This window comes from Xanthobacter cornucopiae (assembly GCF_043195065.2).
In the GTDB taxonomy this organism is placed as follows: Bacteria; Pseudomonadota; Alphaproteobacteria; order Rhizobiales; family Xanthobacteraceae; genus Xanthobacter.
Genome location: NZ_CM195531.1, coordinates 3,687,727 through 3,701,080, shown reverse-complemented (window position 1 = coordinate 3,701,080; position 13,354 = coordinate 3,687,727). Strand labels below are relative to the sequence as shown.

Sequence of the window (13,354 nt, the reverse complement as noted above, 5' to 3'; positions counted from 1 at the left end):
GGGCATGACCTTGCGCCAGGGCGGCGCCGCCGCGGCGGCAGGGGCCCCCGTCGGCGGCCGCGGCTCAATGGTAGACGAACAGCGGGCAGGGCGGGTTCTCGGCCAGCTTGCGGGTGGTGGAGCCGAACAGCAGGTCGCGCCAGCCGGCATGGCCGTAGGAGCCCATCACCAGGAGGCCGGCCTTCAGGTTCGCGACCTCCAGCCGCAGCGCCTCGGACGGGGCGGCCCGCGAGATCACCGGCACCGCCTCCACCACAAGGCCGTGGCTGGCGAGATAGGACACGGCGCCGCCGGCCCGGCGCGTCGCCTCCTCCTGGCTCTGGTCCACGCAGACCACCTTCACCCGGCGGCCCTGGCCGAGGCCGGTGAGCGCGAAAAGCTGCAGAGCCCGCATGGCGGGTATACTGGCATCGTAGCCCACCACCACATCCTCGCCCTCCGGCGGGTCGTCGCCGCACACCAGGAAGGGGCGCGGCGTGCGTGCCAGGAGGCGCGCCAGCAGGTCCGGCAGCGGCACCTCGTCGCCGCCGTGGAAGCCGGTGTCGTGGCCGGCCACCACCAGGTCGCGGGTCTCCGCCGCGACCTGCAGCGCGGCCAAAGGCTCGCCCTCGAACGCCAGGCACTCGAACGGAATGCCCTGCGCCGCGCACTCCGCTTCATGGCACGCGTGGAGCCGCTGCCGCAGGTCCTCGGCCTGGACCCGCAGGTCCTGCTCAAGCCGCACCTTGAGGGCGCCGGTGCCGGCGCGGCCGAGGCTGGGCATCGCAAGGGCCGTGCGGTCGATGCCGGCCAGGCCCGCCAATGCCGCGCCGGTGTCGCGCGTCAGGCGGAAGGCGATGGCGCGCGCGGTCTGCGACGCCGCCGTTTCGCCGAGCAGGAGCAGAATCCGCTTGAGCATGGGTCCCCTCTTTCGCGTCCGCCCGGCCGTCCGGGGCCTCGCGCAAGGCTGTAGGGCCTCGGCCCCCGCCTGGCAACTCGGCGGCCGCCGCCCGCCGGCCCGGGCACCTTTTCTTGAGCGCCGGATCGACTATGGTCAGCCCGATCCCGCCGCGCCGCCGGCGCCGCCCGGTTCCGGAGGAAACATGCGCGTTCTGGTCCGCCTCACCCTGGTCGTTGGCCTCGCCCTCGGCCTGTCCGCCTGCGACAAGTGCGGCAACTGGTTCGGCCAGGGCCGCCCCGCCGCCTGCCAGAGCGAGGCGCCGAAATAGCCGGCGGCCCCGCGAAGCCGCGCCGTTGTTGCATTTGCGTCGGTGTGCCGCTATAAGCGCGACCTTCGCGCGGGACATGCGCCCCCCTGGAGGCGTGTCTGCGCGCGAAGCCATGCGGCCGCGATTGCGGCCGCAGGCCGTTTCGAACCTCAGAATTTAGGATGAAGTGCCATGACCGCCATCAAGGAACTGAAGGCTGTGGCGCGCCCGCGGGCCGGCAAGGGGGCCGCCCGTGCCGAGCGCCGCGCCGGACGCGTGCCCGCCGTGATCTACGGCGAGAAGCAGGAGCCGGTGACGATCTCGCTGAACTTCCGCGAGCTCAACAAGGCCATCTATGCCGGCCATTTCCTCACCACCCTGTTCGAGATCGACGTGGACGGCACCAAGCACCGTGTCATTCCGCGCGACTACCAGCTCGACGTGGTGAAGGACTTCCCCCTGCACGTGGACTTCCTGCGCGTGTCCAAGGGCGCCAGCGTCACGGTGGAAGTGCCGGTTCACTTCGTGAACCAGGACGCCTCCCCGGCGCTGAAGGCGGGCGGCACTCTCAACGTGGTGGCCCATGCGGTGGAGCTTGAGGCTCCCGCCGAGGCCATCCCGGAGGCGGTCACCGTCGACCTCACCGGCGCCGTGTTCGGCGACATCTTCCACCTCTCGGCGATCACGCTCCCGGCGGGCGTGAGCTGGGCTGGCCATGGCGACGACACCCTCGCCACCGTCATCGCCCCGACCGTCGCCCCCGAGGCGGCTGCGGAAGAGCCCAAGGCCTGATCGCAGGGTCCTGGTTATCAGGGTCCTGATCGCCTGATCCCGGCCGGACCTCCGGCCGGGCCTCATCGACGCAGTGGCCCGACCGGGCCGGAGGCGCCACATGTTCCTGTTCGCAGGGCTCGGCAATCCCGGCCCGAAATATGCTGGCAACCGGCACAATATCGGCTTCATGGCGCTCGACGCCATCTGCCGGCGCCACCGGCTCGGCCCGCTGCGTAAGCGCTTCCAGTCCATGGCGGCGGAAGGGGAGATCGCCGGCGAGAAGGTGGTCGCCCTGTTTCCCGAGACCTTCATGAACGAGAGCGGCCGCGCCGTGGGCGAGGCCATGCGCTTCTACAAGATCCCCCTCGACCACATCGTCGTCTTCCATGACGAACTGGACCTGCCGCCGGCCAAGGTGCGCATCAAGAAGGGCGGCGGCAACGCCGGCCACAACGGCCTGCGCTCCATCACCGCCCAGTGCGGCAACGATTATTGGCGGGTGCGCCTGGGCATCGGCCATCCCGGCGACAAGGCCATGGTCATGCCCTATGTGCTCGGCGACTTCGCCAAGGTGGAGAAGGGTTGGGTGGACGCCGTGGGCGACGCCTGCGCCGATTTCGCCGAGTTGCTGGTCACCGGCCGGCCCGATGAGTTCCATAACCGGGTGCACCTGTTCCTGGAGGCGCAGGGCTTCGCCGATCCCAAGCGGGTGGGCGAGCGCGGCTGAGCGCGGCACGGCCGGGCGCGGGCGCGCCGGTCTTTGGCGGGCTGCCCCGCTGGCGGCCTTCGCCGGCCCGGTGTGGGTAAGGGGCGCCGTCGGCTCTTCCGGTCCGCGCCGCTGCCGCCAGCCTGGGGTTGCGCCTCGCCCGCCGTGGAGCGGGCCGCCGCAAGGACTGCGCGCCCGGCGCGGCGCCTCAAGACCGTGTGCCAAGACCGTGTGCCTCGCTCGGGGAGGGTGCCCCGGCAGGGCGCTCCACTGCCCTGCGCTCCACCGCCCTGCGCTCCACCGCCCTGCGTCATGTCCGTCGCGCGCGCCGGCTCCCCATGCCCGCGCCGCAGGCGCGTGATGGGCGCCAGCGGGGCTGCCGGCCAAAGACCGCCACGGCCAGAGCGCGGGCGGTGGTGCCGGTCATCCGCGGCGTGGCGGCCGCCGCCGGATGAGCGGCGGCACGGCGCCGTGCTATCGGATGAAGTCGACGATCAGGATGTCCAGGTCCTGGCTCGGCGTAAAATTCTGGTAGCGCACCTCGAAGCGGCGGTCGTCGAGGCGCTTGACCCCGTTGGCGCAGAAGCTCACCAGCGAGCGCGGATTGCCCTTGTCGATCACGAGGCGGAAGTCGCGGATGGGCCCGACCCAGTTCGCACCCGAGCGCAGCACGTATTCCAGCCATACCTCGCTGTATCCGGGATCGTCGCCGTGACGGGCCGCCGCCCGGCGGCGATCGAGGCCCGCCAGGAAGTCGTCGTCGATGCATTGCCGCTGGCGCTGCCCGCGGAATTCCGGGGTGCGCCGCAGGCTGGGTTCGAGCGCGCCGCCAACGCGTCCGCCGACGAACGGGCGGTAGCTGTGTTCCACGCGGATGCTCCGGCCGGCCGGGAACGTCTGGCGGCGGGTCACCGAGGTGTGCACCGTCCAAAGCGCGTCCCACAGGTGGGTCTTGCCATCGGTGCCGCCGTCGATCAGCAGTTCCTCGCGGAGCAGGGCGGCGCGCGCGTCGGCCGGCAGGCGGTTGACGGCCTCGGAAAAGCTGTCGCCGAGGGCAACCAGCGGCAGGTTCAGGCTCTTCAGCCGTGCAGTGATGTCCTGCCCCTTGAAGCTCGCCTGCTGCACAAGGTCGAGCTGCGCCGGCTGCCCCTCCACCAGGGTGCGGAAGTTCAGCTCCTGCGCGTAATCCGGCACGCGGGTGATGGGGCTCTGGACGATGTCTGGCAGCGGAAAGGCGACCAGGGTCTCGATGTCGCGGTCGGAGGTGTTGGTGAAGACGTAATTGACGCGGACCTGGTCGCGGCTGATGAACAGGTCCTCCTGGTCAAGGCGGATCGCCTCCGAGCGCGTCAGCGTCAGTCCGCCGATGCCGATGGCGGCCTCGCTGTCATTGGCGCGGGCCGGGGCCGCGCCCAGCAGGCCGAGGCCCAGGGCCAGGGCGAGACACAGGCGGCGAACAGCGGGTGCAGTCACGGTGATCTCCTGCCGGCGCGCCGCGTCCCCCTGTCCCGGCATGCGCGGGCGGCTGACGGTGGCCAGGATCGATGGCGGAAGGCCCAGATCCGGGGGCGGCTGCACCCGGACTGGACGGAAGACAGGCCGACAGCGGTGACGCCCCCTGGCGGCGACGCCCCTGATGACACCCCGTGATCGTATCTTTGAACGAGAAAACGGCAAGCCTCGGTCCCCTGCCGGCCGGTATCGGCGCGTCGCGCAGTCGATCCGGTCGCGCCGGCCCGCGGCCCGCCCCCTCCCCTGCGGCAACCTCACGCGGTTGTTTGGCATGGGCATCGGGCCGCGTCAAAAGGCACTCCCACGGGGCACCGTCATGGGGCAGGGCGCTGGGGCAGGGCGCTGGGGCAGGGGCGCCGGGGCAGCCGTATGGGCGGCGGTCTGCAGCGATAGGGGCGTCCCCACCGCCCTGCCGCTGCGGTGCGCTGCGACGCGCGCGGCGTCCTGGGTCGTGGCGTATTCATGACGGTGGTCCCGCCGCGCCCGCCGCGGGGCAAGCCGGAGCCCGGCCCGGCGCGGATGACAGGACGCCGGGTCATCGCGGCCGCGCCCCGGTCGCCCGCGAATGGGGGCGAGCTGACGGGGGCCCGCGTGGGCCGGGTGTGCCCCGCTACGGTGTCTCCGCCTTGGCGGCGGCGATGTCGGGGGCCGTGTGCGGTTCGATGGAGACCTTGACGAAGCGGAGGCACCGCCATGCCTCGTCGTCGCAGGTCACGCGCGGCGCGGTGAGCTTCAGGCCCTTGCAGGGGACGCCGTGGATATCGGCCACGGTGATCTCACGGGTGCCTGAGGGGAGCTGAATGTCATCGGGCGCCCGGGCATCGGGTCGCGCGGGGCGACGGCCGTGAACCACACGCTGAGGTCGGGCGCCGTCGCCGGTCCGGCCGCCGTCAGCGTGGCGCGGACCACGCAGGCGGGTTCACGGCCGGTCTTGGTGCAGTCCGTCTGCACCGTTCTGGCCCGGATCACCTGGAAGCGATGGGTGGCCGGGTCCGCCGACGCCGGGGGTGCGCTCCCCAGAACCGCTCCGCCCAGAACCGCTCCGCCCAGAACTGCACCGCTCAGGCGGAAAGACACGATCATCGCGTGGCGAAACATGCGGCTTCCCGCTCTGCGCTACCGACGCGCGGCCGGCTTTCGCCCGGCGCCGGATTCCTGGCGCGAGCATCGGATCATGCTAAAGGAAAGGTTGTATTTTCGGCAAGAGACCGCGCCCGTGGCCGCCGCCGCGCCAGATGCCGCCGCATGAGGGGGGGCACGGAGGGTGTCGCGTCGGCGCGTCTGGGGTTGCGCGACAAACCTCTTGGACGATATGCGGGGGGCGAGACCGGGCCGCAGGCCATTTCCTTTCCGTCCTTCCGCCGGGCCATCGAACGGCGGCGCAACCTCGAGCATTATCATGGGCTTCAAATGCGGCATCGTCGGCCTGCCGAACGTGGGCAAGTCGACCCTCTTCAACGCGCTGACCCAGACCGCGGCGGCGCAGGCGGCGAACTATCCCTTCTGCACCATCGAGCCCAACGTGGGTGACGTGGCGGTGCCCGACCCGCGCCTCGACAGCCTGGCCGAGATCGCCGGCTCGGGCCAGATCATCCCCACCCGCCTCACCTTCGTGGACATCGCCGGCCTGGTGCGCGGCGCCTCCAAGGGCGAGGGGCTGGGCAACCAGTTCCTGGCCAACATCCGCGAATGCGACGCCATCGCCCATGTGGTGCGCTGCTTCGAGGACGGCGACATCACCCATGTGGAAGGGGCGATCGCGCCGGTCAACGACATCGAGACCATCGAGACCGAGCTGATGCTGGCCGATCTCGAAAGCCTGGAAAAGCGCCTCTCGACCCTGGAAAAGAAGGCCAAGGGCGCCGACAAGGAGGCCAAGGAGACCCTGGACCTCGTCACCCGTGCCCTGGTCCTGCTGCGCGAGGGCAAGCCCGCGCGCCTCGCCGAGGTCAAGCCCGAGGAGCGCAAGCTGTTCAACCAGCTGGGCCTCTTGTCGGCGAAGCCGGTGCTCTATGTGTGCAATGTGGAGGAGGCCTCCGCCAAGGAGGGCAACAGCCTCTCCGCGCAGGTGTTCGCCCGCGCCCGGGAAGAGGGCGCCAAGGCGGTGGTCGTCTCCGCCAAGATCGAGAGCGAGATCGCGGTGCTGCCGCCCGACGAGCAGCGCGAATATCTGGAGGCCATCGAGCTGGACGAGCCGGGCCTCAACCGGGTCATCCGCGCCGGCTACGAGCTGCTGCAGCTGCTCACCTATTTCACCGTCGGCCCGAAGGAGGCCCGGGCCTGGACCATCACCGAGGGCACCAAGGCGCCGGCGGCGGCGGGCGTGATCCATTCGGACTTCGAGAAGGGCTTCATCCGCGCCGAAACGGTGGCCTATGAGGACTATGTGAAGTTCAAGGGGGAGAGCGGCGCCCGCGAGGCCGGCCGCTTCCGCCTGGAAGGCAAGGATTATGTGGTCGCCGACGGCGACGTGCTGCATTTCCGCTTCGCCAACTGAGGCCGCCCGCTCCTGCTCCTCTTCCTGCCCCCGCCGCCGGACCGCGGCAGCGGGGGACGGCGGGGCGCCGCCACCTTGACGTTTGCGTCATCCTCCCTTTGGATCGTCGCAAACAGGGGAGGGGCGCGTTGGCGGATTTCTTCTTCGAGGACTTCATCGTCGGTGAGGTGAAGACCTTCGGCTCGCATACGATGACGGAGGTGGAAATCGTCGGCTTCGCCCGCGAGTTCGATCCCCAGCCCATGCATCTCGATGCCGCCGCCGGGGCGAAATCGGTGTTGGGGGGGCTTGCGGCTTCCGGCTGGCACACCTGCGCCGTCATGATGCGGCTCATCTGCGACGGCTTCCTGCTGCGCACCGCCGGCCTCGGCTCGCCCGGGGTGACCGAGAACAACTGGCTGGCGCCGGTCCGGCCCGGCGATGTGCTGACCCTGCGCCGCACCGTGCTGGAGGCCCGCACCTCCAAGAGCCGCCCGGACATGGGCCTGGTCACCTTCCGCTTCGAACTGGTGAAGGCGGACAAGTCGGTGGTCGTGAACCAGACCTGCGTCATCATGATCGGACGCCGCAACCCGGGGGCGCGCCTCGCATGACCTACTATGAAGACGTGGAGATCGGCTTTTCCGCCGTTCTCGGCAGCCACACCTTCACCCGCGACGAGATCATCGCCTTCGCCGAGGTCTACGATCCCCAGCCGTTCCATGTGGATGAGGAGGCGGCCCGGCGCTCGCCGTTCGGCGCGCTGTGCGCGTCCGGCTGGCACACGGCGGCCACCTGGATGAAGTGCCTGATGGACTACCAGACCCGTTCGCTGGCGGCCGGCACGCCGGTACGCGCCGCCGGCGCCTCGCCGGGCTTTCGCAACATGCGCTGGCTGAAGCCGGTCTATGCCGGCGACACCATCACCTATGCCACCGAGGTGACGGAGAAGACCGCCAGTCGCAGCAAGCCGGAATGGGGGGTGGTGCGCTCCCGCAACACCGGCACCAACCAGCATGGCGACCTGGTGTTCGATTTCGAAGGCGCGGTGCTGGTGCGCCGGCGCAACGTCTGATCCCCTCCGCCGCCGCGGCGCGCGGAGGGTGGCCCCCGCATGCCCTCGCGTCAGAGGCCGAGGCCGGCCATGGCAGGGGCGGCGTAGCGCGTGCCGGCAGCGGCGTCCGGCGGAAACAAGGCGTCGAGGCTGGCGATGTCCGCCGCCGTGAGATGGATCGCGGCGGCGGCGATGTTCTCCTTGAGATAGGCGACGCGCCGGGTGCCGGGAATGGGGATGACATGGGCGTGCTTGCCGAGCAGCCACGCCAGGGCGATCTGGGCGGGCGTGGCGCCCCGCTGCGCGGCGAAGGCGCCGAGCGCCTCCACCAGCGTGCGGTTCCGGGCGAAGGCCGGGCCCGCGAAGCGGGGATTGGAGCGGCGGAAGTCGTCCGGCGCCAGCGCTTCAGGCGCGCTCACCGCACCGGTGAGGAACGACCGGCCGAGGGGCGAATAGGCGACGAAGGCGACGCCGAGTTCGCGGCAGGCCTCCAGCATCCCCACCTCAGGCTCCCGGCTCCAGAGGGAATATTCGGTCTGCACGGCGGTGATGGGGTGCACCCGGTGGGCCCGGCGCAGGGTGTCCACCGCGCATTCGGACAGGCCCAGGAAGCGCACCTTTCCCGCCTCCACCAGCTCCTTCATGGCGCCCACCGTCTCCTCGATGGGGGTTTCCGGGTCCACCCGGTGCTGGTAATAGAGGTCGATGGTGTCGATGCCGAGCCGCTCCAGGCTGGCGTCGCAGGCGGCGCGGACATAATCGGGGCGGCCGTTGACGCCCAGGCGCTCGCCGTTGGGCCCGCGCACGTTGCCGAACTTGGTGGCCACCACCACCTGGTCGCGCCGGCCTTTCAGGAAGCGTCCGAGCAGGCGCTCATTGTGGCCGACGCCGTACATGTCGGCCGTGTCGAACAGGGTGACGCCCAGGTCGACCGCGCGGGCAAGGGTGTCCAGCGATTGCGCATCGTCGCTGGGGCCGTAGAATTCCGACATGCCCATGCAGCCGAGGCCAAGGGCGGAGACGGCAAGGTCGGAGCGGCCCAGAGGGCGGCGATCCAGCAGAAGGGGGGCGGGAGCGCTCTGGTCCATGGGGACCTCATGATGGGAAGGGGGGCGGGCCGCAATATCGCGTCCGTCGGAATGTAAACTAAACGGTGTCGTTTACTTTGTCAATGCCACAGCCGCCCGATCCCGCCGCCGGCCCGGCGCCACTCGTCGACAAGCCTGCCGCCAACCCGCCTGCCGCCGACCACCACGCCGCCGACAGCCCGGCGGCCGACAGGCGTGGCGCCCGCGCCCGCATCCTCAAGGCGGCCCACGCCCTGTTCCTGGAGAAAGGCTACGAGGGCACCGCCATGGATGCGGTGGCCACCGCCGCTCCGGTGTCCAAGCGCACGCTCTACCACCACTTCGCCAGCAAGGCGGACCTGTTCGCGGCGGTGATCGACGAGGCCTGGTCCCACTTCACCCGCGCGCCGCTGTTGCCGGCGGACGTGGCGGCGGACGATCCGCGCCGGGTGCTCGCGGCCTATGTGCAGGGGCTGACGGCCCATTGGGACCGGCCGGACGTGATTCCGCTGCTGCGGCTGGTGATCGCCGAGGCGCCGCGCTTTCCCGAACTGTCGAACGCCTATTTCGCCGCCGGCAAGGAGCCGGCGGTGAAGGGCCTCGCCGCCTACTTCACCCTCCTGGCGGCCGCCGGCCGGCTGTCGCCGGGGCTGGACCCCACCTTGGCGGCGGCGCAATTCCTGGGCGCCATCAAGGAGCCCCTGTTCTGGCCCCGGGTGCTGGGGGTGCCGGTGGCGTTCTCCGCCGAGGTGGCGGTGGAGCGGGCCATCGCCGCGCTGCTGGGGGAGGCCCCGGCCCGGCCGGGCTCCGGCGGCGTGCCATAGGCTCGCCGGGCTGCGCTGGCAGCGGGGGAGGGGTGCGCCGCCTCCCTTGCCCCATGCGGGTGCCCCTGCTAGAAGCCGCGCCATCCCGCCGCCGCGCGGCAGTTCCCTCCCAATCAAAGATAGGACGATCCCCATGGCGATCGAGCGCACCTTCTCGATCATCAAGCCCGACGCCACCCGTCGGAACCTCACCGGCGCCGTCAACGCCGTGATCGAGAAGGCGGGCCTGCGCATCGTCGCGCAAAAGCGCGTGCTGCTGAGCAAGGCCGAGGCCGAGACCTTCTACGGCGTCCACAAGGCGCGCCCCTTCTTCAACGACCTCGTGTCCTTCATGACCTCCGGCCCGGTGGTGGTGCAGGTGCTCGAAGCCGAGGATGCGGTCGCCAAGTACCGTGAAGTGATGGGCGCCACCAACCCGGCCAACGCCGCCGAGGGCACCATCCGCAAGCTGTTCGCCGAATCCATCGAGGCCAATTCGGCCCATGGCTCCGACAGCGTCGAGAATGCGGCGGTGGAAATCGCCCAGTTCTTCTCGGGCAACGAGATCGTCGGCTGAGGCCGCAGGTCCCCCGGCCGGGCCCGGCCGGGGGACCTCATCGCCCCATCGGCTGCGGGCCGCCTCCGGCCCGGGCTGGAAACTTCGGGTCTGGCGCTCTGGACGCCGTCCCGGCTTCATCCTAAGACACGCCGTCTCAGGTGACGGTGCGAAAGCCGGTGCCCGCCCCCTTGTCTGGGATCTGGGTTTTCCGACCCGCCCGCGGCTGGGCCGGGTGGAACTGCGCACGGAACCGGCGGGGCCTCCCCATGGATTTCACCTCCCCCACCTTCTGGCTCTCCCTGGTGCAGATCATCTGGATTGATCTGCTGCTGTCGGGCGACAATGCCGTGGTGATCGCGCTCGCGTGCCGCTCGCTGCCCAAGTCGCAGCGCAAGTGGGGCATCCTGCTCGGCGCCGGCGCTGCGGTGGTGCTGCGCATCATCTTCGCCCTCGTCGTCTCGGTGCTGCTGGGCATCCCCTTCCTGAAGGTGGCCGGCGGGCTGCTGCTGCTGTGGATCGCCATCAAGCTCGCCACCGAGGAGGGCGGCGACAGCCACGAGGTGGAGGCCGCCGATACCCTGTTCAAGGCGGTGCGCACCATCGCCATCGCCGATGCGGTCATGAGCCTCGACAATGTGGTGGCCATCGCCGCTGCCTCGCGCGGGCATCCCGAGCTGTTCATCTTCGGCCTGCTGCTCACCATCCCCCTGATCATCTTCGGCTCGCAGCTGCTGTTGACCCTGCTCACGCGCTTTCCCGTGCTCATCTGGGCGGGCGCGGCGCTGCTGGGCTGGATCGCCGGCGAGATGCTGGTGGGCGACGCCCTGGCCCTGCAGGGGCTGCAGCACCTCGACCCGGGGCTGGTGAAGGCGGACGAGCATGGCCTGCACCCGGCAGCGCTGCCCCATTATGTGGCGAGCAGCCTCGGCGCGGTGTTCGTGGTGGCGGTGGGGCTGCTGCTGCGCCGCCGTTCGGCGCCGGCGGGCTGAGCGTCGCCGCGCACGGCATCGTGCATGCACGATGCCAAAAGCCGTTGCGGCGGCTCATGAAAACAGGCGACGGGCGCGGCCGCGGCGGCTACAGTCGTGGCCATGAACAGCCGTGTTGATCCGCCCTCCGCCTCGGTGAAGGCGCGCCCGCTGGTGCGGGCCTCCGCCTGCCCGCACGATTGCCCCTCCACCTGCGCCCTGGAGGTGGACATCGAGCCGTCCGGCCGCATCGGCCGCGTGCGGGGCGCCAGGGACAACAGCTACACCGCCGGCGTCATCTGCGCCAAGGTGGCCCGCTACGCGGAGCGCGCCAACCATCCCGACCGGCTGACCACGCCGCTGCTGCGCACCGGGCCCAAGGGCTCCGGCCAGTTCCGCCCCATCTCCTGGGAAGAAGCCCTGGAGCGCACCGCTGCCGGCCTTCTGGCGGCGGAGCGGGCGCATGGGGCGCAGGCGGTGTGGCCCTATTATTACGCCGGCACCATGGGCCTGGTGATGCGCGACGGCATCAACCGCCTGACCCATGCCAAGGGCTATTCGCGCTTCTTCTCCACCATCTGCGTCAATCCCGCCTGGAGCGGCTACCTGGCCGGCGCCGGGCGCCTTTCGGGGGCGGATGCGCGGGAGATGGCGGCATCCGACCTCATCACCCTGTGGGGCACCAATGCGGTGTCCACCCAGGTGAACGTGATGACCCACGCCGTGCGCGCCCGCAAGGAGCGCGGCGCTCGGATCGCGGCGGTGGATGTCTACCGCACGCCGACCCTGGAGCAGGCGGATATTCCCCTCCTCATCCGCCCCGGCACCGACGCCGCCCTGGCCTGTGCGGTGATGCACGTGCTGTTCCGCGACGGCCGCGCCGACCGCCCCTATCTGGAGCGCTATGCCCGCGACACCGCGGCGCTGGAAGCCCATCTCGCCGCCCGCACGCCGGCCTGGGCGGCGGCCCTGACCGGCCTGTCGGAAGCGGAGATCGAGGCGTATGCGCAACTGGTGGGGACGACGCCGCGGGCCTTCTTCCGCATCGGCTACGGTGTGTCGCGCACCCGCAACGGGGCGGTGAACATGCACGCGGTGGCCTCCATCCCGGTGGTGACGGGGGCCTGGCAGCACGAGGGCGGCGGAGCGGTGCTCTCCATGTCCGGCATCTACGGCTGGAACAAGACCATGATCGAGGGGCTCGATCGGCGCGACCCGGCGGTGCGCGCCCTTGACCAGTCGCGGATCGGGCCGATCCTCACCGGAGATCCGGAGGCGCTGGCCGGCGGGCCGCCGGTCGCGGCGCTGTTCATCCAGAACACCAACCCCATGGCGGTGGCGCCCGAACAGGACAAGGTGCGCGCGGGCTTTGCGCGCGACGACCTGTTCACGGTGGTGCACGAGCACTTCCTGACCGATACCGCCCGCATGGCCGACATCGTGCTTCCGGCCACCATGTTCACCGAGCATGACGACCTCTACCAGGCGGCGGGGCATCCCCACATCCTGCTGGGGCCGAAGCTGGTGGAGCCGCCGGGGGCGTGCCGCTCCAACCATGCGGTGGTGGCCGCGCTGGCCGAGCGGCTCGGCGCTGAGCATCCCGGCTTCGCCATGAGCCCGCGCGAGCTGATCGACTGGACGCTGCAGGCCTCCGGGCGCGGCACCCTGGAGCAGCTGGAGGCGGCCCGCTTCCTGGATGTGAAGCTGCCGTTCCAGGAGGCGCATTTCCTCACCGGCTTCGGCCATGCCGACGGGCGCTTCCATTTCGCCGCCGACTGGGCCGGCCTGCCGTTCGCGTCGCCGGGCAAGTTCGGGCCGGTGGCGGACATGCCGGCGCTGCCGGACCATTGGGCGGTGATCGAGCAGGCCACCGCCGAGTATCCGTTTCGCCTGGTGACCGCGCCGGCGCGTAATTTCCTCAATTCCACCTTCACCGAGACCGCCACCTCGGCGGCGCGGGAGGGGGCGCCGGCCGTGCTCATCCACCCGCTGGACGCGGCGGAGGCGGGCATCGGCGCCGGCGAAAGCGTGCGGGTGGAGAGCGCCCGCGGCCAGGTGGTGCTGACGGCGCGACTGTTCGAGGGGCTCCAGCGCGGCGTTCTGGTGTCGGAGCAGGTGCAGCCGAACCATGCCCATGCCGGCGGACGGGGCATCAACACCCTCACCGGCGCCGATCCGGTGGCCCCGGTGGGCGGCGCCGCCTTCCACGACAACCGGGTGCGCCTGTCCAGGCTGGCCGCTCCCTAGG

The 13,354-nt window shown here is 70.9% G+C and carries 14 protein-coding genes; 10 read left to right on the top strand and 4 right to left on the bottom strand.

Going from position 1 to position 13,354, the window contains the following annotated elements; genetic code table 11:
* Positions 1-64 precede the first annotated feature (64 nt).
* Positions 65-898: a universal stress protein gene (locus tag V5F53_RS16350; RefSeq protein WP_393994805.1), complete on the bottom strand. Its 834-nt coding sequence runs from the start codon at positions 896-898 to the stop codon at positions 65-67.
* Positions 899-1,082: 184 nt separating this feature from the next.
* Here V5F53_RS16350 and V5F53_RS16345 point away from each other — a divergent pair, with 184 nt between their 5' ends.
* From V5F53_RS16345 to pth, 3 genes are all read left to right on the top strand, one after another.
* Entirely contained in the window at positions 1,083-1,208 is a 126-nt protein-coding gene (locus tag V5F53_RS16345) for a hypothetical protein (RefSeq protein ID WP_393994806.1), read from the top strand.
* A 171-nt stretch (positions 1,209-1,379) separates the two neighbouring features.
* Positions 1,380-1,979, top strand: a complete 600-nt coding sequence (locus V5F53_RS16340; protein ID WP_393994807.1) for a 50S ribosomal protein L25/general stress protein Ctc — start codon at positions 1,380-1,382, stop codon at positions 1,977-1,979.
* Positions 1,980-2,079: 100 nt separating this feature from the next.
* A complete protein-coding gene (pth, locus tag V5F53_RS16335; RefSeq protein WP_393994808.1) occupies positions 2,080-2,688 on the top strand; it encodes an aminoacyl-tRNA hydrolase in 609 nt (202 codons plus the stop codon).
* A 453-nt stretch (positions 2,689-3,141) separates the two neighbouring features.
* On the opposite strand, the gene V5F53_RS16330 is transcribed toward pth, so the two are convergent.
* Both V5F53_RS16330 and V5F53_RS16325 read right to left on the bottom strand, forming a co-directional pair.
* Positions 3,142-4,140, bottom strand: coding sequence for a DUF4424 family protein (locus V5F53_RS16330; RefSeq protein ID WP_393994809.1), 999 nt, complete (start codon positions 4,138-4,140; stop codon positions 3,142-3,144).
* Positions 4,141-4,789: 649 nt separating this feature from the next.
* Positions 4,790-4,948 (bottom strand): hypothetical protein, encoded by a 159-nt coding sequence (locus V5F53_RS16325; protein WP_393994810.1) that lies wholly within the window; start codon positions 4,946-4,948, stop codon positions 4,790-4,792.
* A gap of 630 nt (positions 4,949-5,578) precedes the next feature.
* Here V5F53_RS16325 and ychF point away from each other — a divergent pair.
* The 3 genes from ychF (at position 5,579) to V5F53_RS16310 (ending at position 7,730) form a co-directional block, all read left to right on the top strand.
* Positions 5,579-6,676, top strand: a complete 1,098-nt coding sequence (gene ychF / locus V5F53_RS16320) for a redox-regulated ATPase YchF (RefSeq protein ID WP_393994811.1) — start codon at positions 5,579-5,581, stop codon at positions 6,674-6,676.
* Between the two features lie 128 nt (positions 6,677-6,804).
* Entirely contained in the window at positions 6,805-7,269 is a 465-nt protein-coding gene (locus V5F53_RS16315; RefSeq protein ID WP_393994812.1) for a MaoC family dehydratase, read from the top strand.
* On the top strand, positions 7,266-7,730 hold the full coding sequence (locus V5F53_RS16310) for a MaoC family dehydratase (RefSeq protein WP_393994813.1): 465 nt from the start codon (positions 7,266-7,268) through the stop codon (positions 7,728-7,730). The genes V5F53_RS16315 and V5F53_RS16310 overlap by 4 nt, the downstream gene beginning before the upstream one ends.
* A 50-nt stretch (positions 7,731-7,780) precedes the next feature.
* Here the strand turns inward: V5F53_RS16310 and V5F53_RS16305 are convergent, their stop codons facing one another.
* Positions 7,781-8,767 carry an aldo/keto reductase gene (locus V5F53_RS16305; protein ID WP_393995398.1) on the bottom strand — a complete coding sequence of 329 codons (987 nt, stop codon included), beginning with the start codon at positions 8,765-8,767 and terminating at the stop codon, positions 7,781-7,783.
* A 113-nt stretch (positions 8,768-8,880) separates the two neighbouring features.
* Between V5F53_RS16305 and V5F53_RS16300 the strand changes: the two genes are divergently transcribed.
* From V5F53_RS16300 to V5F53_RS16285, 4 genes are all read left to right on the top strand, one after another.
* Positions 8,881-9,600 carry a TetR/AcrR family transcriptional regulator gene (locus V5F53_RS16300; RefSeq protein WP_393994814.1) on the top strand — a complete coding sequence of 240 codons (720 nt, stop codon included), beginning with the start codon at positions 8,881-8,883 and terminating at the stop codon, positions 9,598-9,600.
* 133 nt (positions 9,601-9,733) lie between these two features.
* Positions 9,734-10,156: a nucleoside-diphosphate kinase gene (gene ndk / locus V5F53_RS16295; protein ID WP_393994815.1), complete on the top strand. Its 423-nt coding sequence runs from the start codon at positions 9,734-9,736 to the stop codon at positions 10,154-10,156.
* A gap of 248 nt (positions 10,157-10,404) precedes the next feature.
* Entirely contained in the window at positions 10,405-11,127 is a 723-nt protein-coding gene (locus V5F53_RS16290) for a TerC family protein (protein WP_393994816.1), read from the top strand.
* A 102-nt stretch (positions 11,128-11,229) separates the two neighbouring features.
* Positions 11,230-13,353: a molybdopterin oxidoreductase family protein gene (locus V5F53_RS16285; RefSeq protein WP_393994817.1), complete on the top strand. Its 2,124-nt coding sequence runs from the start codon at positions 11,230-11,232 to the stop codon at positions 13,351-13,353.
* Position 13,354 lies beyond the last annotated feature (1 nt).

What these genes read in the sequence shown, in the direction of transcription:
- V5F53_RS16340 (WP_393994807.1), top strand. Translation starts at nt 1,380, where the DNA reads ATGACCGCCATCAAGGAACTGAAGGCTGTGGCGCGCCCGCGGGCCGGC.
- pth (WP_393994808.1), top strand. Translation starts at nt 2,080, where the DNA reads ATGTTCCTGTTCGCAGGGCTCGGCAATCCCGGCCCGAAATATGCTGGC.
- V5F53_RS16300 (WP_393994814.1), top strand. Translation starts at nt 8,881, where the DNA reads ATGCCACAGCCGCCCGATCCCGCCGCCGGCCCGGCGCCACTCGTCGAC.
- V5F53_RS16310 (WP_393994813.1), top strand. Translation starts at nt 7,266, where the DNA reads ATGACCTACTATGAAGACGTGGAGATCGGCTTTTCCGCCGTTCTCGGC.
- ychF (WP_393994811.1), top strand. Translation starts at nt 5,579, where the DNA reads ATGGGCTTCAAATGCGGCATCGTCGGCCTGCCGAACGTGGGCAAGTCG.
- V5F53_RS16345 (WP_393994806.1), top strand. Translation starts at nt 1,083, where the DNA reads ATGCGCGTTCTGGTCCGCCTCACCCTGGTCGTTGGCCTCGCCCTCGGC.
- ndk (WP_393994815.1), top strand. Translation starts at nt 9,734, where the DNA reads ATGGCGATCGAGCGCACCTTCTCGATCATCAAGCCCGACGCCACCCGT.
- V5F53_RS16290 (WP_393994816.1), top strand. Translation starts at nt 10,405, where the DNA reads ATGGATTTCACCTCCCCCACCTTCTGGCTCTCCCTGGTGCAGATCATC.
- V5F53_RS16285 (WP_393994817.1), top strand. Translation starts at nt 11,230, where the DNA reads ATGAACAGCCGTGTTGATCCGCCCTCCGCCTCGGTGAAGGCGCGCCCG.
- V5F53_RS16350 (WP_393994805.1), bottom strand. Translation starts at nt 898, where the DNA reads ATGCTCAAGCGGATTCTGCTCCTGCTCGGCGAAACGGCGGCGTCGCAG.